This is a genomic window from Corynebacterium sp. S5S1, from assembly GCF_001913985.1.
GTDB lineage: Bacteria > Actinomycetota > Actinomycetes > Mycobacteriales > Mycobacteriaceae > Corynebacterium > Corynebacterium marquesiae.
Window position 1 is genome coordinate 61,616 of record NZ_MKXT01000008.1, and the last position, 20,359, is coordinate 81,974.

Annotated in this window: 17 protein-coding genes; 11 read left to right on the forward strand and 6 right to left on the reverse strand. The window is 57.7% G+C overall.

Annotated features, from left to right (window positions below; translation table 11 throughout):
* Positions 1-13: 13 nt before the first annotated feature.
* From ribH to whiA, 6 genes are all read left to right on the forward strand, one after another.
* Entirely contained in the window at positions 14-493 is a 480-nt protein-coding gene (ribH, locus tag BKN05_RS04875; protein WP_225746908.1) for a 6,7-dimethyl-8-ribityllumazine synthase, read from the forward strand.
* 75 nt (positions 494-568) lie between these two features.
* Positions 569-1,117 (forward strand): PH domain-containing protein, encoded by a 549-nt coding sequence (locus BKN05_RS04880; RefSeq protein WP_049378201.1) that lies wholly within the window; start codon positions 569-571, stop codon positions 1,115-1,117.
* Positions 1,118-1,120: 3 nt separating this feature from the next.
* Positions 1,121-3,196: an excinuclease ABC subunit UvrC gene (gene uvrC / locus BKN05_RS04885; RefSeq protein ID WP_286688085.1), complete on the forward strand. Its 2,076-nt coding sequence runs from the start codon at positions 1,121-1,123 to the stop codon at positions 3,194-3,196.
* A gap of 40 nt (positions 3,197-3,236) precedes the next feature.
* Positions 3,237-4,118, forward strand: coding sequence for an RNase adapter RapZ (gene rapZ / locus BKN05_RS04890; RefSeq protein ID WP_193393084.1), 882 nt, complete (start codon positions 3,237-3,239; stop codon positions 4,116-4,118).
* Positions 4,119-4,141: 23 nt separating this feature from the next.
* The gene (locus tag BKN05_RS04895) at positions 4,142-5,125 is read left to right on the forward strand and encodes a gluconeogenesis factor YvcK family protein (protein ID WP_225746910.1); all 984 of its coding nucleotides are present in this window, start codon (positions 4,142-4,144) and stop codon (positions 5,123-5,125) included.
* Between the two features lie 174 nt (positions 5,126-5,299).
* A complete protein-coding gene (gene whiA / locus BKN05_RS04900) occupies positions 5,300-6,289 on the forward strand; it encodes a DNA-binding protein WhiA (protein WP_225746911.1) in 990 nt (329 codons plus the stop codon).
* A gap of 135 nt (positions 6,290-6,424) precedes the next feature.
* Here the strand turns inward: whiA and BKN05_RS04905 are convergent, their stop codons facing one another.
* Complete coding sequence (locus tag BKN05_RS04905) at positions 6,425-8,071, reverse strand: L-lactate permease (RefSeq protein WP_396334660.1); 1,647 nt, start codon at positions 8,069-8,071, stop codon at positions 6,425-6,427.
* 540 nt (positions 8,072-8,611) lie between these two features.
* Between BKN05_RS04905 and gap the strand changes: the two genes are divergently transcribed.
* The 4 genes from gap (at position 8,612) to secG (ending at position 12,194) form a co-directional block, all read left to right on the forward strand.
* Positions 8,612-9,619: a type I glyceraldehyde-3-phosphate dehydrogenase gene (gap, locus tag BKN05_RS04910; RefSeq protein WP_286688086.1), complete on the forward strand. Its 1,008-nt coding sequence runs from the start codon at positions 8,612-8,614 to the stop codon at positions 9,617-9,619.
* Between the two features lie 117 nt (positions 9,620-9,736).
* Positions 9,737-10,954 carry a phosphoglycerate kinase gene (locus BKN05_RS04915; RefSeq protein ID WP_198493098.1) on the forward strand — a complete coding sequence of 406 codons (1,218 nt, stop codon included), beginning with the start codon at positions 9,737-9,739 and terminating at the stop codon, positions 10,952-10,954.
* 39 nt (positions 10,955-10,993) lie between these two features.
* Positions 10,994-11,776, forward strand: coding sequence for a triose-phosphate isomerase (gene tpiA / locus BKN05_RS04920; protein ID WP_005324858.1), 783 nt, complete (start codon positions 10,994-10,996; stop codon positions 11,774-11,776).
* Positions 11,777-11,960: 184 nt separating this feature from the next.
* Positions 11,961-12,194, forward strand: a complete 234-nt coding sequence (gene secG, locus BKN05_RS04925; protein ID WP_005324856.1) for a preprotein translocase subunit SecG — start codon at positions 11,961-11,963, stop codon at positions 12,192-12,194.
* Between the two features lie 146 nt (positions 12,195-12,340).
* Here secG and pgl read toward each other — a convergent pair whose 3' ends face one another.
* From pgl to tkt, 5 genes are all read right to left on the reverse strand, one after another.
* Positions 12,341-13,102 (reverse strand): 6-phosphogluconolactonase, encoded by a 762-nt coding sequence (gene pgl, locus BKN05_RS04930; protein ID WP_286688087.1) that lies wholly within the window; start codon positions 13,100-13,102, stop codon positions 12,341-12,343.
* Between the two features lie 42 nt (positions 13,103-13,144).
* Complete coding sequence (locus tag BKN05_RS04935; RefSeq protein ID WP_198493096.1) at positions 13,145-14,080, reverse strand: glucose-6-phosphate dehydrogenase assembly protein OpcA; 936 nt, start codon at positions 14,078-14,080, stop codon at positions 13,145-13,147.
* A gap of 14 nt (positions 14,081-14,094) precedes the next feature.
* Positions 14,095-15,627 (reverse strand): glucose-6-phosphate dehydrogenase, encoded by a 1,533-nt coding sequence (zwf, locus tag BKN05_RS04940; protein ID WP_286688088.1) that lies wholly within the window; start codon positions 15,625-15,627, stop codon positions 14,095-14,097.
* Between the two features lie 99 nt (positions 15,628-15,726).
* On the reverse strand, positions 15,727-16,812 hold the full coding sequence (gene tal, locus BKN05_RS04945) for a transaldolase (RefSeq protein ID WP_286688089.1): 1,086 nt from the start codon (positions 16,810-16,812) through the stop codon (positions 15,727-15,729).
* 27 nt (positions 16,813-16,839) lie between these two features.
* Positions 16,840-18,912, reverse strand: a complete 2,073-nt coding sequence (gene tkt / locus BKN05_RS04950; RefSeq protein WP_286688090.1) for a transketolase — start codon at positions 18,910-18,912, stop codon at positions 16,840-16,842.
* A 348-nt stretch (positions 18,913-19,260) separates the two neighbouring features.
* On the opposite strand from tkt, the gene BKN05_RS04955 reads away from it, so the two are divergent.
* Positions 19,261-20,205, forward strand: a complete 945-nt coding sequence (locus BKN05_RS04955) for a heme o synthase (RefSeq protein WP_286688091.1) — start codon at positions 19,261-19,263, stop codon at positions 20,203-20,205.
* The last annotated feature ends 154 nt before the right edge of the window (positions 20,206-20,359 follow it).

Genomic DNA, 20,359 nt, shown 5'->3' on the forward strand with positions numbered 1-20,359 from the left:
TGAAAGGATAGCGATGAGTAAAGAAGGCCTGCCTGATATTGCCCAGGTTGATGGCAGTGGACTGCGCGTTGCTGTGGTTACTGCTACGTGGAACGCAGAAATCTGCGACCAGCTCCATGCCCAGGCGGTGCAGACTGCTACCGATAATGGTGCTGAGGTTGCCGAATACCGAGTAGTAGGTGCCCTGGAACTTGGCGTTATGGTCCAAGCAGCAGCCCGCTCCTACGATGCCGTGGTGGCACTAGGCTGCGTTATCCGTGGCGGCACCCCCCACTTTGACTACGTATGCGACTCCGTCACCCAGGCACTGACCCGTATCTCACTCGATGAATCCACCCCGGTAGCTAATGGCGTTTTGACCGTCAACGACCAGCAGCAGGCTATCGACCGCGCCGGTTTTGCAGATTCGGTAGAAAACAAGGGTGCCGAAGCTATGATCGCGGCTTTAGACACCGCGCTGCAGTTGCGTACACTAAACGCAGCACAAAAGTAACCTCTAGCAATGCGTCAGCGCCCAATGCTTGACCACTAATGTGGCCGGCGGGGCGCACCCCGAAGGAGTATGCACATGAACGAGGCGCAGGCCCCAAAGAATCCGCAGCACAGCCGCCAGCTTAGCGACGCCGAAGTATTGGCCTATACCAGCGCCGATCCCTTCGCACAGACCACGTCTAAACCGTGGGAGTTCACGGCGACCTCGCCCTTCCTGCGCAAGGTGGCTATCGCCTGGGTGATTCTCGTTCTGGCCATCCATATTTTCATGGGAGTCACCTTGGATGTGTCTTTTACCGGTGCGCACGTGACCACCATCGACAAATTCGCCTTCCCTGGCGTTGGTGTTCTCATTTCCGTTCTCTCCTGGATCGCTCTTAACCGTCCCCGCTTGCGCGCCAATGAGGATGGGGTAGAGGTCCGCAATATCGTGGGCACCCGCTTTTATCCGTGGCAGGTGGTCTACGGACTTTCCTTCCCCGTAGGCCAACGTATGGCACGCCTTGAGCTGCCCGAGTTCGAGTTCGTTCCCGTCTGGGCTTTGCAGTCCGGCGATAAGGACACCGTCATTGACAACGTCCGCCGCTTCCGCGACGTGGAAGCCAAGTACATGCCCCAGGATTAACAATTGGCTGACCCCTCCACCTACCGCCCGGCTCCGGGAACCATTCCCACCGACCCAGGCGTCTATAAGTTCCGCGATGAAAACCGCCGCGTTATCTACGTGGGCAAAGCCAAGAACCTGCGCGCTCGGCTGTCTAACTATTTCCAGGACATCACGCAACTGCACCCGCGTACTCGCCAAATGGTCCTCACCGCCAACTCGGTGGAGTGGACGGTAGTTGCCAGCGAGGTGGAAGCCTTGCAGTTGGAGTACACGTGGATCAAGCGCTTTGATCCACACTTCAACGTCATGTACCGCGACGATAAGACCTATCCTATGCTCGCGGTTTCGGTCGGAGAGACGGTCCCTCGCGCCTTCTTCTACCGTGGACCGCGGCGCAAGGGCGTACGCTATTTCGGCCCCTATTCTCATGCTTGGGCCGTGCGCGAAAGCTTGGACTTGCTTACCCGTGTCTTTCCCATGCGTACCTGCTCCAAGGGAGTATATAACCGGCATGAGCGGCTAGGGCGTCCGTGCCTTTTGGGATACATCGGCAAATGCGATGCACCCTGCATTGGCCGAGTAAGCAAGGAAGACCACCGCGAGACGGTCAACGATCTCGTGTCCTTCATGAATGGCAACACCGGTTCAGTACGCCGCAAACTTACCCAGGACATGGAGCAGGCCGCCGAGAACCTAGAGTTCGAGCGCGCGGCGCGCCTGCGCGATGATTTGGGCGCTATTGACAAGATTATGGAACAGCAGGCCGTGGTCTTCACAGACGGCACGGATGCTGATCTCATTGCTTTTAACTCCGATGAACTTGAGGCAGCGGTACAGATTTTCCACGTTCGCGATGGGCGCATTCGCGGTCAGCGCGGTTGGGTAGTCGAACGCGCCGGCGATCAGGCGAGTTCAGAGCCCTTGGAAGAAGGAAAACCTGATCCCGCGCTGCCCGCGTTGGTACAAAACTTCCTCATCCAGTTCTATTCCGATGCAGTAGAGCGCGAGAAACAAGAGGCGCGCGAAGATGCTGCGCTCGCCGCGGACGTGAAGCGGCGCGGGGTGGACCAAGAATCGCACATGAAATCCCGCCGCGTGCAGGTTATTCCACGCCAGATTTTGGTTCAGGCCCTGCCGGATGAACCGGAGCAGGTCATCGAGTTGTTGGAGGAGCTGCGCGGTGCCCAGGTGGACCTGCGTGTTCCCCAGCGCGGCGATAAAAAGCAGCTTATGGCCACGGTGGAGAAAAACGCTAAGGAGCAGTTGCGTCAGCATAAGCTCAAGCGGGTAGGAGACCTCACCGCACGTTCGGCGGCATTGCAGGATATTCAAGAAGCCCTAGGCATGGAGCAAGCCCCATTGCGCATCGAATGTACCGATATCTCGCATATTCAAGGCACAGATGTGGTTGCTTCCCTGGTGGTCTTTGAAGATGGTTTGCCCAAGAAGTCTGACTATAGGCGCTACCGCATCAAGGAGGCGGCAGGTGATGGCCGCTCGGATGACGTTGGTTCTATCGCAGAGATCACGCGGCGTCGCTTTAAGCGCCATAAGCAAGATAAGCTGGCCCATCCGGATGAGGAAGTAGAAGAGTCTTCCTTTGCAGAGGAGAAGGTGGCGGAAGAATCTGCCGAAGCGGGACGCCGCTTTGCGTATCCACCGCAGCTTTTTATCGTGGATGGCGGTGCGCCCCAGGTAGCCGCGGCTCAAGAGGTATTTGATGAGTTAGGCATCGTGGATGTAACCCTAGTGGGCTTGGCCAAGCGCCTCGAGGAAATCTGGGTTCCCGGCGATGATGAGCCGGTGATTTTGCCGCGAAACTCGCAAGCACTCTTCCTCCTGCAGCAAGTTCGCGATGAAGCCCACCGCTTCGCCATTACTTACCACCGGCAGCAGCGTTCAAAGCGGATGCGTTCCTCGGTACTCGATTCCGTTCCGGGATTGGGGCCGCAACGGCGCACCGATCTGGTCAAGCATTTCGGTTCGGTGAAAAAGCTCAAGGCCGCCACTGTGGAAGAGATCTGTGAGGTAAACGGATTTGGTCCCAAACTGGCCCAGACCGTGTACGAGAGTTTGCATGATTCTGCGGGCAATTAAGTGGCGTTCTCCTAGAGGCAGCGAATCTTGAAGCGCTAGACTGAAGAGCATGACGCATTTCGAAACTCCACCCATCTTGATAACCGGTATGTCCGGCGGCGGGTTGAGTTCCGCTGCCAAAGTATTTGAGGACAAGGGCTACTACGTGGCCCACAATATTCCGCCTCGCGCCATTGTTGACCTGCTCAAGCTGTGCAACCAAGAGGAAACTCCAGTGGGCAAGGTAGCAGCCGTAACGGATGTGCGCTCGCGCATGTTCCCAGGGTCTCTGTTGGAGATTATGAATGAGCTTACGGAACTAAATATGAAGCCCACCGTGCTCTTTTTGGATGCTCGCGATGATGTGCTTATCCGCCGGTTCGATTCGGTGCGGCGCACCCACCCGCTGCAGGAGGGGGACACGCTCAAAGTCGGAATCCAACGCGAGCGCCGGGCAGTGGCAGATGTGCGTTCCCATGCGGATATCATTATCGATACGACGAACCTATCCATTCATGATCTCCGCCGTGCCATTGAGGCCGCCTTTGGTGAGATGCAAAATGAAAAGCAGCATGTCACCGTTGAATCCTTTGGATTTAAAAATGGCTCGCCCCGCGATGCCGACTTAGTGGTAGACGTGCGGTTCCTGCCCAACCCCTATTGGGTTCCAGAACTGCGAGGATATCGCGGCACGGATGAACCGGTTGCCCACTATGTGCTCTCGCAGCCAGCGGCGCAGGAATTCGTGGACAATTTCTTGCAGATGTTTTCTACCATGCTGGATGGCTACCGCCATGAGGGCAAGAACTTCATCACGGTTGGCGTCGGTTGCACGGGCGGTCACCACCGGTCCGTTGCCGTCGCAGAGGCTATTGCGGCGCGCCTGCGGGACAATGACACATTAGACGTCAGCACCCTGCATAGGGATATCGCTCGAGGCTAGAGCACAGGAGTTTAAACGCTTTTATGACCAATCCTTCACACATGGTTTGCCTTGGCGGCGGCCATGGACTTTATCAAACCCTTCTGTCCGCACGCTTTAGCGAGGCGGCCGATATTTCTGCCATTGTTACGGTCGCGGATGATGGCGGCTCCTCAGGCCGTTTGCGCCGCGAGCTGGAAATCATTCCACCGGGTGACTTGCGCATGGCGCTGGCCGCCTTGGCCAATAGCGACCCAGTGGGGGACTTGTGGGCACGAACCTTGCAACACCGTTTCGGTGGCAATGGCGCGATGGCAGGGCATGCGGTGGGCAATCTGATGATTGCGGGATTGACGGATGTGCTCGGCGATTATCAAGCCGCCCTGGATACCATCGCAGAACTTACTAATTCCCAGGGGCGAGTCTTCCCAGTAGTCAACCAGGCCTTAGAGATTGAAGCTGACGTAGCCGGGCTTGACGACGACCCCCGTGTCATGCGCCAGGTCCGCGGCCAGGTTGCCGTCGCTTCCACGCCGGGCCAGGTGCGTCGCGTGCGCATCGTGCCCGAACGGCCCAAAGCGAATCCGGATGCCCTCGATGCCATCCAGCGCGCGGACCTCATTACCATCGGCCCAGGCTCGTGGTTTAGCTCGGTATTGCCGCATACTCTCGTGCCGCAGGTAGTGGATGCGATTTCTGCTTCCGATGCGCTGCGCGTCGTCGTATTGAACCTTTCGCCCGAGCCGGGCGAAACTCATGGCTTCTCCGCAGAGCGTCACTTGCATGTGCTCGCTCAACACGCCCCTGATCTGCGAATTGACCGCATTTTGGTGGACGAGACGGCTTTGCCTACCGATAGTGAGCGCGTCTATATTCAGCGTGCCGCGCAGTCCCTAGGCGCTCGCGCTACCTTCGCGGACGTGAGCCAAGTTGATGCCAATGGTCGCAGCATCAATAAGCACGACCCTGAAAAGCTGTCTACAGCACTTCTGGACCTTTATTCGGACTATCGCAGCACTAGCGATTAGAACTGGCACCTACTCTTCAGGCTATCGTGCGGCCGCTCGCGCTCGACCGACTGCGCGGCGACCAAGCGTGCGCGGTATGATGTCAGAAATCCTTTCACCGCACTGGGCTGGGAGCAATGGCTCTAGCCGCTATGCGTATTTTGTGACTGTGAGAATAGAAATGGGGCGAACTAGGTGACCACACCATTGACCGACCAGGTCAAAGAAGAATTGACGGCTGTCGTTGTGCCACGCCAGTCCGCTCGTGCTGCCGAACTCGCGGCGATGTTGCGATTCGCCGGCGAGCTAGATATTTCCGGTGACAGCATGTCCTATGAGTTAGAGCTAGAAAGCCACGCCATTGCGCGGCGTTTCATGAACGCTCTTGATGACCTCTATGGGATCACTGCCGATAGCCATGTCGTCGGCCCGGCAGGAACCACCAAGAAGACTCGCGTAACGGTTCGCATCTCCATCGGCGCGAAAGAGCTGACCCGTCGGCTGGGCCTTATCACCCGCTCCGGCCATGCGGTAGTGGGGCTGCCGCCGCAGGTCATCTCCGGCACCGTGGCCGATAGCGAAGCAGCATGGCGCGGAGCCTTCCTTGCCCATGGCAGCCTCACGGAGCCAGGCCGCTCTTCCGCGCTGGAAGTTACCTGCCCGTGCCAAGAGGCTGCGTTGGCACTGGTGGGCTGTGCCCGCCGCCTTGGTATCTCTGCGAAGACCAAGGAAACTCGCGGTGAAGATCGCGTCGTTGTACGCGATGGTGATGCTATCGGGGCGCTTCTTACGCGTATGGGCGCTCAGGAGACTCGATTGAGCTGGGAAAAGAAGCGAGTTAAGCGGGAGGCGCACGATACGTCTCGGCGCTTGGACAATTTTGATGACGCCAATCTTCGGCGTTCTGCCCGCGCCGCGGTTACCGCGGCAGCGCGCGTTGACCGCGCCATGGAGATATTAGGTGACGATGTTCCTGAGCACTTGGCAGACGCGGGCCGCTTGCGAGTTCAGCACCGCGAGGCTTCGCTCGAAGAGTTGGGCCGCTTGGCCGATCCTCCTATGACCAAGGACGCAGTAGCCGGGCGTATTCGCCGCTTGCTGTCGATGGCCGATAAACGAGCCGAGGAGCTCGATATCCCCGATACCAACCAAGCGATTACGGATGACCTCTTCAACGAATCCTGACGCTCGGAATCACCTACATTAAAAGAACTCCCCGCAGTGCGGATACCAAAGCGGTAGGCGCAGCTGCGGGGAGATTTTTAGTGCCTTCCTGGCGGCTAGCAGGTACGCAACCGGCTAGCCAGAAGCGTTAAAGAACTAGGGAACTAGGAACCCTAGGACGTTGGTCATCAAGAACACGATGACACAGACAAAAGCCAGGAAGGCCACGGAGTAGCCCACTACGTTCTTCAGGATGACAGATTCCTTGCCCTCCATATTGACGGCGGTAGCCGCAATTGCAAGGGACTGCGGGGAGATCATCTTGCCCACGACGCCGCCTGCGGTATTGGCCGCGAGCATGAGGTCAGGGTTTACGCCAATTCGTTCTGCCGCTGCTACCTGCAGGTTGGCAAAGAGGGCATTAGCAGATGTATCGGAGCCAGTAACCGCGGTACCAATCCAGCCCAGGACTGGGGCGAAGAGCGCAAAGATGCTGCCGGCAGAAGAGACGAACTCACCAATAGTAATAGTCTGGCCGGAGTAGTTCATCGTATAGGCCAAGGCCAGCACCAGGATGATGGTAAGAGCCGAGAACTTCATGCGGCTGACGACGTCCCCAAAAGCGCTCACTGGTTGCCCAAAGCTTAGGCTGTAGCGGCCATTTTCATTGAAGAAGTGGTAGACAACCGCAACGATAATGCCCGAGAGCAGCAGGAGCGTACCTGGGTTGCCAAAGACATTGAAGCTGAAGCTAGTATCCATGAGGTTGCCGTCGGCGTCGACAATTGCGTCATCAAGCAGAGGCCAGGCAAAGTGAAGCTTGAGGAATCCGAAGACAGCGGGGGCGGCGGTTGCCACGGCAAAGACAACGGTCACTACGGCGTAGGGAAGCAGCGCCATCCAGATACGGCGTCCGTTGAGGTCGGTGGTGGACTCGGCGGCAGGCAGCTCGAGACGCTCGCGCAACTCCTTGACGCCCTTCGGCTTCCATACCCGGAGGAAGGCGAAAGCACAGCCCAAGGAGACGATGCAGGCGATGACGTTGGTGAGCTGGTACGCAAAGAAAGTCGCGGTCAACCACTGAGCGAACGCGAAGGAAATGCCAATCACGGCAGCGGCTGGGGCAGTTTCCTTGACACCGCGGAAGCCGTCCAAGATGAAGGCGATAAGGAATGGCACGATGGCGGCGATGAGCAGCACCTGCAAGGAAATAAGCGCTGCGATGTCGTGGGTTTGCTCGGCGCTGCGACCGGCTACCTCGCCAGCAGTGGTTACCGGGATGCCAACCGCGCCAAAAGTAACCGGAGCGGTATTAGCAATCAGAACTACTGTTGCCGCGCGCAGTGGCTTCACACCAAGGGCCATGATCATGGTCGCGGTAATGGCCACAGGGGCGCCGAAGCCAGCGAGGGCCTCCAACAGACCGCCAAAACAGAAGGCAATGAGGATAGCCTGAATGCGAATATCGCCATCACCCAAAAGGTCAAAGGTCTTGCGCAGATCCTCGAAGCGCCCGGAAGCTACGGTGATTTCATAGAACCAAATTGCCGTAATGATGACCCAGACGATGGGCAGGAGTCCGAATAGACCGCCACGTACGGCGGAGGACAAGGCCATATCTACCGGCATGGAGAAGCCGACGATGGCAATAATGAGGGATACTGCCAGGGCAACGGCGCCAGAAGTATGCGCGCGTGCCTTAACGCCTAGCAGCATGATAAAGAATGCAATGAGCGGGAGAATCGCCACCAGGGCGGTAAGCCCGAGGCTGTCACCCACAGCAGAGGTATTTATTTCGAACAAGAGAAGTCCTTGATTTCTACGGTGGTTTTGCCCGTAGGAAATTACGGGCACATGAAGCATTCTCACGGTGACCAACGGTGGCGCTAGAGCAGGCAGGGTTGCCTTAAACGCTTTGTGAGCCAGTGAGTAAGGAAAGCATATCGTGCGGTGGGCGTCACGGAAACAATACGGTCGTCTTGATAGGGGTTAGCGGCAGCATTTCTCAATGTCCGATCGGACAGAGGCGGACGCAACCCCTGAAGCTCAACAGTGATATATCTCACGTTAACGGGGTAAACCCAACACAAACCCACGTGTTCGGGCCTATCCAGCGGGTTTGTATGTGGGAAATAAAAAGGATCGGAAAGAGTGTACGCGCTTTTGGAAAATCTGTCATCCACTAGTTCTCAAGGCCGCTGGGAGCCTGCGCTGACAAAAAACGCTCGGTAGTATCGGCAATGTAAGGGAAAACGCTCGGGCGCTTCTCAAACACAGACTTCATTGAAGGACCCGCGCACATACCCGTACACACATTTACTCGACTCTTTGAGGAGAAATACAGTGACTATCCGCGTAGGTATCAATGGCTTTGGCCGCATCGGCCGTAACTTTTTCCGTGCAGTCGCTCAGGGTGACAACAACCTCGAAGTTGTTGCAGTAAACGACCTGACCGACAACGCCTCGCTGGCTAACCTGCTGAAGTACGACTCCGTACTGGGCCGCTTCGATGGCGAAATTACTCACGACGATGAGTCCATTACCGTTAACGGCCACCGCATCGTGGTAACCGCAGAGAAGGACCCGAAGCAGCTCAAGTGGGGCGAGTACAATGTAGACCTCGTCATCGAGTCCACCGGCCGCTTCACCAACGGCAACGACGCCAAGGCCCACCTCGAGGCTGGCGCCAAGAAGGTCATTATTTCCGCTCCGGGCAAGGAAGTAGACGCAACCTTCGTCTATGGCGTCAACTCTGACACCTATGATCCGGCAAATCACAACGTCATGTCCGCGGCATCTTGCACCACTAACTGCTTGGCGCCGATGGCAAAGGTTCTCAATGACAAGTTCGGCATTGAAAAGGGCCTGATGACCACCGTTCACGCTTACACCGGCGACCAGCGCATCCAGGACGCTCCGCACAAGGATCCGCGCCGCGCCCGTGCCGCTGCAGTAAACATGGTGCCTACCTCCACTGGCGCTGCTAAGGCCGTATCCCTGGTTCTGCCTGAGCTCGACGGCAAGCTGGATGGTTACGCAATGCGCGTCCCGGTTATCACCGGCTCCGCTACCGATCTGACCTTCACCGCTTCCCGCGATGTCACCGCCGAGGAAATCAACGCCGCCCTGAAGGAAGCTGCTGAGGGCGAGCTCAAGGACACCCTCGCATACACCGAGGATCCGCTGGTTTCCACCGACATTGTTACCTCCCCGCACGGCTGCATCTTCGACTCCGGAATGACCAAGGTTTCCAACGGCAACCTGGTCAAGGTTCTGGGCTGGTACGACAACGAGTGGGGCTACACCTCCCAGCTCGTTCGCCTGACCAACCTGGTGGCAGACAAGCTCTAAACTAGAGCTCTAGCAATGAGGAACCGGCCTGATGCAAGCCTTCACGGCGCTGCGTCGCGGCCGGTATTCTTATATCTATAGCCTTTTAACCCGTCCGAATTATTTAAGGAGTAATTAATGGCTTTCCAGACACTTGACGATCTTCTCAAGGAGGGCGTCGAATCCCGCCACGTCCTCGTCCGCTCCGACTTCAATGTTCCACTTGATGAAGAGGGAAACATTACCGATCCCGGACGTATTAACGCTTCTCTTCCGACCATCAAGGCACTGGTAGAAGGGGGCGCAAAGGTCATTCTTTCCGCACACCTGGGTCGTCCAAAGGGTGAGGTAAACTCTAAGTTCTCTTTGGCTCCAGTAGCTGAAGCGCTGTCTGAGGCGCTTGACCAGTACGTTGCCTTAGCCGGCGACGTCACCGGAGAAGACGCTCATGAGCGCGCCAACGGCCTCAACGATGGTGACGTGATGTTGGTTGAAAACGTCCGCTTCGACCCCCGTGAGACCTCCAAGGACGAGGCCGAGCGCGGCCAGTTCGCTGACGAGCTCGTTGCTCTAGCAGCCGATAACGGCGCTTTTGTTTCTGATGGCTTTGGCGTTGTCCACCGTGCGCAGGCATCTGTGTATGACGTCGCTAAGCGCCTACCGGCTTACGCAGGCAAGCTCGTAGAAAAGGAACTTTCGGTTCTTTCCACTGTAGCTAAGGAGCCGGAGCACCCGTACGTGGTTGTCCTCGGCGGCGCCAAGGTTTCGGATAAGCTCGGCGTGATTGAAGCACTGGCCGGCAAGGCAGACAAGGTCATCATTGGTGGCGGCATGTGCTACACCCTGCTGGCCGCCAAGGGCTATAACGTCCAAGAGTCCTTGCTGCAAGAAGACCAGATCGAAAACTGCAAGGACCTGCTCGAGCGCTTTGGCGACAAGCTGGTGCTTCCGGTTGATCTCACTGCTGCAAGCAAGTTCGCAGCGGATGCAGAGACCCAGGTGGTCGAGCTCGATAGCATCCCTGAGGGCTGGATGTCCCTGGATATTGGACCAAAGTCCGTGGAAAAGTTTGCAGAGGTTCTTGCTTCTTCCAAGACCGTCTTCTGGAATGGCCCGATGGGCGTATTCGAAATGGAAGCTTTCTCCAAGGGCACTGCTGGTGTAGCGCAGGCTATTATCGACGCCACCGCAAACAACGGTTCCTTCTCCGTCGTCGGTGGCGGCGACTCCGCTGCCTCCGTGCGCATGCTTGGCTTGGACGAGGACGGCTTCAGCCACATCTCCACCGGTGGCGGCGCCTCCCTCGAGTACCTCGAGGGCAAGGATCTTCCGGGCGTATCTGTCCTGGAAGCCTAAAACTGCCTGATCAACTTGCCAAAAAGAGAGGAAAAATTCATGGCACGCACCCCACTTATTGCAGGTAACTGGAAGATGAACCTCGACCACGTCGAGGCCATCGGCTCCGTTCAAAAGTTCGCCTTCTCCCTGCCAAAGGACTACTACGAGAAGGTCGACGTGGCCTACATGGTCCCGTTTACTGATATTCGCACCATCCAAACGTTGGTAGAGGGCGACAAGCTGCAGGTCACCTACGGTGCGCAGGACATTTCTAAGCACGAGTCCGGCGCATTCACTGGTGAAGTATCTGGCAAGATGCTGTCCAAGCTCGGCTGCAGCTGGGTGGTCGTGGGCCACTCGGAGCGCCGTCAGTACCACGGCGAGACCGATAAGCTCGTTGCAGAGAAGGCAGCCGCAGCATTGGACAATGGCATCAGCCCCATCGTGTGCGTAGGCGAGCCGTTGGCTGTACGCGAGGCCGGTACCCACGTGGACTACGTGGTTAACCAGACCCGCAATTCTTTGGCTGGCCTGAGCGCAGACCAGCTTGCCAAGACTGTTATCGCCTACGAGCCAGTGTGGGCGATTGGCACCGGCAAGGTTGCCTCCGCAGACGATGCCCAGGAAGTCTGCGCCGCCATCCGCGAGCTCGTAAAGGAGCTCGCAGGTGAGGAGGTTGCTGCAGGTATCCGCATTCTCTACGGTGGTTCCGTCAAGGTTGATTCCGTTGCAGAGATCGTCAGCAAGCCTGACGTCGACGGCGGCCTGATCGGTGGCGCCTCCTTGGTCGGCGAGGAGTTTGCCAAGTTGGCTGCCAACGCAGCTAATGCCCTGAGCTAACAGGAGTTATCACCTGTCACAGGTTCGCGCTAAGGCGCGGGTTGGAATGGTTCCAGCCCGCGCCATCGTGTAGAGTGAGCCGATGTGATTGCTTTGCTGTACGCGAAGCCTAAAAGTACGATTCCGCGCTAGCGGGTGGCGAGAGTTACCCACAGGGCGCACGTTAGAAATAAGGATTATCCTCATGGTCTTGGCACTGGAAATCATCTTGGTCATCGCAGCTATTTTGATGTCCATCTTCGTGCTGCTGCACAAGGGTAAAGGTGGTGGCCTGTCCAGCCTCTTCGGCGGTGGCGTGCAGTCGAACCTCTCCGGCTCGACCGTCGTGGAAAAGAACCTGGACCGTTACACCGTGGTCATGGTAATTATCTGGCTTGCGTGCATCGTAGGCCTCAACCTCATCCAGGCATTCGCTTAAGCCACCAGCTGGAATAGCGAAAGCGCCGGTATCGGCTTCCAACCTCCTGGTTCCCTGTGGGAACTGGTGGTAGGGAAGCGGTACCGGCGCTTTTTGCGCGGCGCCGAGCCACAAGTTCAGCTCGGCTGCGCACTAGGCTGACGTGACTACAGCTCGGAGGCAGCGTCATCGGCAAGGAAGAGGATGGTTTCTTCCTTCCCGTGCACGCCTGCAGCCGGCCATTCTTCGGGCTCAGCGCCTTCAACGACGTGCTTGGCAGCTTCCGCCTTGGCCTCGCCTGCAACAAGAAGCCAGATACGATCAGACTTGTTGACTGCGGGAAGAGTAAGGGTGATGCGCTCGCTCGGCGGCTTGGGAGAGTCGTGAACGGGAACAGCTAGCTCTTCTTGCTCCCGAACCGCCTCAGAATGGGGGAACAAGGAATTGATATGGCCCTCTTCTCCCATGCCCAGCAGATGGAGGTCGAATCCGTTCGGGGCAAATTCCTTCAGCTCTGGCTCATACGCACTCGCCGCGGCTTCCATTGACACCGCGCCCAGATCAAAACCGTGAATATTCTGGTCCGGAATATCTACGTGATTGAGCAGGGCACTGCGTGCTTGACCCTCATTAGAATCTGCGTCAGAGACGGGCACATTACGCTCGTCGCCGAAAAAGACGTGAACGCGCGACCAATCGATGCGCTGGGCTGGAAAATTCTCGCTTTGCTGCTGTGCCGCGAAATCCAAACGAGCTAGCTCGTGGAGAACGCCAATTCCAGCGCCACCGCCGGTTAGGACAACTCGCGCGACCCCATCGTGGTGGAGCCCGCCACCGGCGGCCTGGATACGGGCTACGGTATCCACGAATTTCAGCGCGGCCTGGGAGATAAGTTCATCCACATCGCTTACGCGGTGAAGAGTTACCATGAGGTATCGCTATCCTTTGCAAAGAATCGGGGTTAAGCCGTTTTAGTGCTTACTGTAGTCTACTTGGGCGAGCGCACGGAGCGCTTGCGCATAAGTCTTATCGGCATCCAGATGGCGCAATTCTTCAGAGAGAACTTCAGCTTGGGAGCGCTTGCTAAGGCTCACCAAGGAATCCGGGGAACCTGGAACGCACACACGCACCGTGCGCTCGTCGACGACATCAACGTCGACGTGGCTCGTTTCCCGATTAAACCGCAAGTGGGTCACTGGGAAGTGCGGCTCCTGAGAGTCGGTCACAGCGCGGTGGACGGGGACTGCCAAACGATCGAGGATCCATCCAGCCGCGAAGTCTGGAGCTGGGTGGCCCGCAGGGCCCGCCACCTCGACGGATTGCACGGGCTCGTGAGGATGGCGGTCCAATGCGGAGGCCACGACGCCGCGCCACAAAGTGATGGCGGCCCAGGACATATCGGAATCGCCCGGCGTGTAACCGGCGGATAAGGTGCGCAGATCTTCGCCAGTGACGCGTCCGTCGTAGGCAACGTTGGTGATGCGGCGTTGAGCCAGTTTACCCACCGAGCTGGAAGCTGGGTCAGGCGGACACAAGGTAGGCCACCAGGCGACCAAAGGGGTGTCGGGAAGCAGCAGTGGAGTAACGACTGCCTCGTCTTGGTTTGCTAAAGCGCCGTGCAACTTCATGATGACCATTTCAGAAGCACCCGCTTCACCGCCCACGCGAAGCTGCGCATCTAAGTGGGTATCTGCCTGCGGGTCGCCCGTCACGACGACCAGAACGCGCGACGGGTGCTCGTGGGAGGCATCGCGCACGGATGCCAGGATGTTTTCCAGATCATCGTCCTCGCGGGCAGCCACGATGAGGGTGAGTACTCGGCCGGTAGTAAGGGTGTAATGCTCTTGGGCCTCTACTAGCTTTTTGGAGATTTCACGAGTAGTGGTGTTGGGCAATGGAATAATCATTGTCTGCGTCCCTCCTATGGGCGGCGCCAGGAGTGCCCCCGGCGGCGCAACATTCTATCGGCGGATTCTGGGCCCCATGTGCCAGCGCGGTATTCCTCCGGTTGGCCTGCTTCGGACCAGTAATCGATAATGGGATCCAAAATCGACCAGGAAAGTTCCACCTCTTCGTTGGTGGGGAAGAGCGAGGACTCATCGAGGAGGGCATCCAAAATCAGGCGCTCGTATGCTTCCGGAGATTCCTCGGTAAAGGCCTCAGCATAAGCAAAGTCCATATTGACGTCGCGGACCTCCATGGTGGAGCCGGGCACCTTGGAGCCAAAGCGCATGGTGACACCTTCATCCGGCTGCACGCGGATGACTACGGCGTTTCGTCCCAGCGCATCGGTCTGGCCATCAACGAATGGTTGATTTGGCGCTGCCTTGAATACCAGCGCAATCTCGGTCACGCGGCGGCCCAAGCGCTTGCCCGTGCGCAGGTAGAAGGGCACGCCTCCCCAGCGGCGGGAGTTTACTTCCAAGGTGCAGGCTGCATAGGTCTCCGTCGTGGACTCCGGGCCGAAGCCTTCTTCTTCGCGCAAGCCCTTGACAAACTCGGAGCCTTGCCAGCCGGCGGAGTACTGGCCGCGCGCAGTCGTTTTATTGAGTGGATGCACGGCGTGGGTAGCGCGCAGCACCTTGACCTTTTCTGCCTGCAGGGCCTCAGGCTCGAAGGAGGACGGTTCTTCCATCGCAACTAGAGCCAAAAGCTGCAGCAGGTGGTTTTGGATGACGTCTCGAGCCGCACCGATGCCGTCATAATAGCCAGCGCGGCCGCCTAGGCCAATATCTTCGGCCATGGTGATTTGGACGTGATCGATGTAGTGGGCGTTCCACATGGGCTCAAAAATTTGATTCGCAAAGCGCAAAGCCATGATGTTTTGCACCGTTTCTTTGCCCAAATAATGGTCAATGCGGAAGACCGCGGACTCGGGGAAGACGGCGTTGACAATCTCATTGAGCTTGCGGGCAGACTCTTGATCGTGACCGAAGGGCTTCTCAATGATTACTCGGCGCCACGAGTCCTCGACGGAGTTGGCCATGCCCACCCGCTCCAGCTGGTGGCAGATATTGGAGAAGAATTCCGGGGGAACCGAAAGGTAGTATGCCCAGTTGCTGCCGGTGCCGCGCTCGCGATCTAGCTCGCCCAAACGCGCCGAGAGACGATCGAATCCAGCATCGTCGAAAGAGCCTTGCACAAATTCGATTCCCTGGGATAAATGCTGCCAGACATCTTCATTGAACTCGGTACGTGAGCCAGCGATGACGGCTGAGCGAACGTAGTCACAGAATGCCACCTTGTCCCAGTCACGGCGACCATAACCCACAAGGGTAAAGCCAGCGGGTAGGAGGCCACGGCTCGCTAGGTCGTAGATTGCGGGCAGTAGCTTTTTATATGCTAGGTCACCGGTAACGCCGAAGATGACCATGCCCGCGGGTCCTGCGATTCGCGGCAATCGCTTGTCGCTGGCATTGCGCAAGGGGTTGACCCAAGCGGCTGAGTCGGTCACGAAGAGTCCTTCCTGAGTTTATGGGCTTTAAGCTCGCTAATATTCTAGCGGCAGAATGCCCCGCCGAATTCTCGGCGGGGCACAAGTCACACGGCTAGTTTACGCGAGTCGTTCTTTAATGGAAGCAAGCAGTTCCTCCCACGCAGCCACAAACTTATCAACGCCCTCGCGCTCCAGCACTGCAAAGACACCATCGAAATCAATGCCGACCTCTTCTAGCTGGGCAAAGACGCCTTCTGCAGCCTCGCGGCTATCAGACAGGGCGTCGCCGTGGAGGTTGCCCTCGGAGAGAACCGCATCGATGGTCTTTTCCGGCATGGTGTTGACCGTGTGCGGGCCAGCCAGCTCCGATACGTACAAGGTGGCTGGGTACTCCGGATTCTTTACACCGGTAGAAGCCCACAGTGGACGCTGGAGGTGGGCGCCTTCGGGCAAGTCGGCGTCGTTAAGCAAGGCGTCCTGGAAGAGAGCATAGGCGCGCTGTGCATTGGCGACGCCCGCCTTACCGCGCAGCGCCAGAGCAATTTCGCTGCCAATAGCTTCCAAGCGCTTATCTACTTCGGTGTCCAACCGGGAAACAAAGAAGGAAGCCACGGAGTGAATGGTGGAGACGTCCTTGCCTGCCTCGGCGGCACGCTTGAGACCAGTACGGAAAGCCTCAATGACATCGCGGTAGCGATCCACGGAGAAAATAAGAGTGACGTTGACGCTGATTCCCTCCGCCAAGGCATCTTCGATGGCAGGAAGGGAACCGGTGGTGGCCGGAATCTTGATCATCACGTTGGGACGATCAACCTTGGACCACAACTCACGCGCTTGTTTAAGGGTGGCAGTAGCATCATCAGAAATGCGTGGGTCGACCTCGATGGACACGCGGCCATCTGCCCCGTTAGTAGAGGAGTAGATATCCGCAAAGAGGTCGCAGGCATTCTTGACGTCCTCGATGGCCAATGCGTACACCGCTTCATCGGCGGTGGCCTTGGACTCCTTCAACGTGGAAAGCTCGGCATCGTAGGCGGTGCCGTTGGTCATCGCCGCGGCGAAAATTGCCGGGTTGGTGGTAACTCCCACGATGGACTTAGCGGAAATTATCTCCTTGAGATTGCCCGAAACTAGGCGCTCGCGAGAAAGGTCATCGAGCCAGGTTGAGGTTCCCAGCTGGCCAAGTTCGGAAATGTGGTTCATGATTACTCCTTATCCAGTGTTGGAGGTTTACTTCTTCGCGGCAGCCAGCGATTCCTGGGCCGCTTCAACAACCGCTGTAGTGGTGAAGCCAAAATTCTCAAAGAGTTCGCCCGCAGGAGCAGAGGCGCCGTAGTGCTCGATGGAAATGGTCCGGCCGAAAGAACCGGTGTACTTGTGCCACGGCATAGCGATGCCGGCTTCGATGGAGACGCGGGCCTGCACTTCGCTAGGCAGCACGGACTCGCGGTATGCGTCATCCTGCTCATCAAACCACTCAAGGCACGGTGCGGAGACAACGCGGGTGGCTGTTCCGGCGGCCTCCAGTTCCTTAGCGGCGGCGACGGCAAGCTGCACCTCAGAGCCGGTAGCGAGGAGGATCACGTCCGGCGTTTCCTTGGACTCTTCCACCAGAACATAAGCTCCGCGGCGCACGCCATCATGAGCCTTTTCCTTGGTGCCTTCCAGTACCGGTAGTCCCTGGCGGCTCAGCGCCAGGCCCTTTGGTGCGGCCTTGTACTCGAGAGCTGCGGCCCAAGCCTGTGCGGTTTCGTTGGCATCGGCCGGGCGAATAACGGACAGGTTCGGGATAGCGCGAAGGGCAGAAAGGGTCTCTACCGGCTGGTGGGTTGGGCCATCCTCGCCTAGGCCGATGGAGTCGTGGGTCCAGACATAGTAGGTATCGGTAGACATTAAAGAGCCCAGGCGGACAGCCGGGTACTGGTACTCGGAGAAAATAAGGAAGGTACCACCGTAAACGCGGGTATTGCCGTGCAGAGCAATACCGTTCATGATCGCAGACATCGCGTGCTCGCGAATGCCAAAGTGGAGGTTGCGGCCATACGGCTGAGCCGACCACATATCGGTGGTAATGGTTGCGGGGCCGAAGGAGTCCGCGCCCTTAATCACGGTGTTATTGGAGCCGGCAAGGTCAGCAGAGCCACCCCACATCTCAGGAAGGGAAGCGGCCAAGGCCTGGATGGTGGCCTCAGAAGCCTTGCGGGTGGCCAAGGATTCACCCGGTTCCCACACCGGCAATTCAGCGTCAAAATCTTGCGGCAATTCGCGCGCCTGCATGCGGTCAAAGAGTGCCTTATTCTCCGGATTAGCTGCAGCCCATTCGTCGAACTTCTTCTGCCACGCGGCGTGCTTCTCGGCGCCGCGCTCGCGCAGCTTGCGGGTGTGCGCGATGACCTCGTCGTCGATGTGGAAGCTGCGTTCCAGATCGAAGCCTAAGACCTCCTTAGTGGCAGCTACCTCGTCATCACCCAGTGCAGCGCCATGAACGCCGCCGGTATTCATCTTATTCGGGGCCGGGTAGCCAATGACGGTCTTCACGCGGATGAAGGAAGGGCGCTCGGTCTCTGCCTGGGCTGCCTTGACGGCCTCCTCAATGGCTACGACGTCTTCGCCGGATTCGACCGTTTGGACGTGCCAGCCGTAGGCCTCGTAGCGGGCGACCACGTCTTCGTTGAAAGCAATATTCGTATCGTCCTCAATAGAGATGCGGTTATCGTCCCAGAAGACAATCAAGTTGCCCAGCTTTTGCGTACCCGCCAGGGAAGAAGCCTCAGCGGTAACGCCCTCCTGCAGGTCACCATCGGACGCAATGGTGTAGACGTAGTGGTCGAAGGGAGACTCGTCGGCCGGTGCCTCTGGATCGAAAAGGCCGCGCTCTTTCCGTGCCGCCATGGCCATGCCAACGGAGGAAGCAAGGCCTTGACCAAGGGGGCCAGTGGTGATTTCCACGCCATCGGTGTGGTGCACCTCAGGGTGGCCAGGCGTGCGCGATCCCCAGGTGCGCAGCTGCTGGAGATCGTCCATCTCCAAGCCAAAGCCGCCCAGGTAGAGCTGGATGTACTGGGTGAGGGAAGAGTGACCAACCGATAGAACGAAACGGTCGCGGCCGGCCCAGTGCACATCGGCGGGATCATGGTTAATGACGCGCTGATACAAGGTGTAAGCGAGGGGGGCGAGGGACATTGCGGTGCCTGGGTGGCCGGAACCGCATTTTTGTACAGCATCTGCGGCTAGTACTCGCACGGTGTCGACGGCGCGGGTGTCAAACTCCGACCAATCCTCCGGGTAACGGCGTTCGACCATAGTTTGGAGTTCTGGGGACAACTTATCTTTCGACACTGGAAAGCCTCGCTTATGTCTAGGCAAAAAGTACTTAACTTTATTCAGTCTAGTAATTTTTTAACCGGCGGTGCGCAATTATAGAAAGCTAGGCATAAACGGTATGCTGGCATGGCTAAGTGTAGTGCGCGTAGGCGCTAGAGCGCGCACTGAATCTAGCGACCATAGGCCTGTTGTCTTTCGCCTCGGCGCCGAAAACTGTGAGTGAGAGAACTGGAACTTTTTCAAGGGCATGTGCGACCGCTAGGGGTGACCGCGCGCAGGAAGTGCGCGGGACACAGTTCACCAACGTTCAGATAGTGGAGGAATCCCTTGGAGACCATCAAGGCCTATTTTGCGCTAACGAAACCGAGGATCATTGAACTCCTCCTCGTGGCTGCAATCCCGGCGATGCTCCAAGCGCAACGCGGCGTGGAGGCCGTTTCAGACAATATCTGGCTTATCGTGTCGACTATTTTCGGCGGTTGGATGGGCGCTGCTGCCGCCCACACGTTTAATAACGTCGTGGACTACGAGTTGGATCAAAAAATGCAGCGCACGAGAGCCCGCCCGTTGGTAAGGGCCAAGATTTCTAAGCGAAACGCAGCAATTTTCGCTTGGGTAATGCTCATCCTTTCCGTGCTGTGGTTGGGCGTTCTAGCTCATTCCTGGCTGGCGGCCTTCTTCGTGATTTTGACGAACTTTTTCTATGTCTTCGTCTACACCAAGTTTTTGAAGATGCGCAATGCTCAAAATATCGTCTGGGGCGGCTTGGCCGGCTGCATGCCGGCGATGGTCGGCTGGGCGGTTATCCGGGATAACGCTCCTGCTGGAGAACCTGACCGCTGGTGGCAGGCAATCGTGCTCTTCCTCATTATCTTCTTCTGGACTCCGCCACACACGTGGGCGCTGGCCATGAAGTACAAGGAAGACTACCGCAAGGCCGGCGTGCCGATGCTGCCCGTAGTGGCTGATGAGAAGGAAGTCACTCGACAGATCGTGTGGTACACCGTGGGCACGGTTATCGTGACCCTACTTATCGTCCCCGCTGCATCGTGGATTTACTTGGTCGCAGCTCTTGCCTCCGACGCGGTATTCCTATGGATGGCTATACGCCTGCACAAGGGAGTCAAGAACGGTGCCAAGGTTAAGCCGATGCGCCTGTTCATTTACTCCAATAACTACCTGTCGGTGCTCTTTATCGGGTTGTCCATCGACGCAGTATTGGGTTGGGAGCCACTAGGCAGGATGCTCGGCTGGTCGGCCACGTTATTCTAACTGCGCCTAGATACCCAAGGATAAGAAGGCGAAAGCGCGGGAAGGCAAATGCGTTCCCGGCGGAATCAAGCGGTGGATGCGCCACGCTTGAATAGTTCGTTAAGTATTTCACGTGGGGTTGCGCCGCCGAGGATTTGTCGGGGTGTTTCGTTGA

What these genes read in the sequence shown, in the direction of transcription:
- BKN05_RS04895 (WP_225746910.1), top strand. Translation starts at nt 4,142, where the DNA reads ATGACCAATCCTTCACACATGGTTTGCCTTGGCGGCGGCCATGGACTT.
- BKN05_RS04880 (WP_049378201.1), top strand. Translation starts at nt 569, where the DNA reads ATGAACGAGGCGCAGGCCCCAAAGAATCCGCAGCACAGCCGCCAGCTT.
- tpiA (WP_005324858.1), top strand. Translation starts at nt 10,994, where the DNA reads ATGGCACGCACCCCACTTATTGCAGGTAACTGGAAGATGAACCTCGAC.
- tkt (WP_286688090.1), bottom strand. Translation starts at nt 18,912, where the DNA reads ATGGTCGAACGCCGTTACCCGGAGGATTGGTCGGAGTTTGACACCCGC.
- BKN05_RS04915 (WP_198493098.1), top strand. Translation starts at nt 9,737, where the DNA reads ATGGCTTTCCAGACACTTGACGATCTTCTCAAGGAGGGCGTCGAATCC.
- pgl (WP_286688087.1), bottom strand. Translation starts at nt 13,102, where the DNA reads ATGGTAACTCTTCACCGCGTAAGCGATGTGGATGAACTTATCTCCCAG.
- tal (WP_286688089.1), bottom strand. Translation starts at nt 16,812, where the DNA reads ATGAACCACATTTCCGAACTTGGCCAGCTGGGAACCTCAACCTGGCTC.
- secG (WP_005324856.1), top strand. Translation starts at nt 11,961, where the DNA reads ATGGTCTTGGCACTGGAAATCATCTTGGTCATCGCAGCTATTTTGATG.
- ribH (WP_225746908.1), top strand. Translation starts at nt 14, where the DNA reads ATGAGTAAAGAAGGCCTGCCTGATATTGCCCAGGTTGATGGCAGTGGA.
- BKN05_RS04935 (WP_198493096.1), bottom strand. Translation starts at nt 14,080, where the DNA reads ATGATTATTCCATTGCCCAACACCACTACTCGTGAAATCTCCAAAAAG.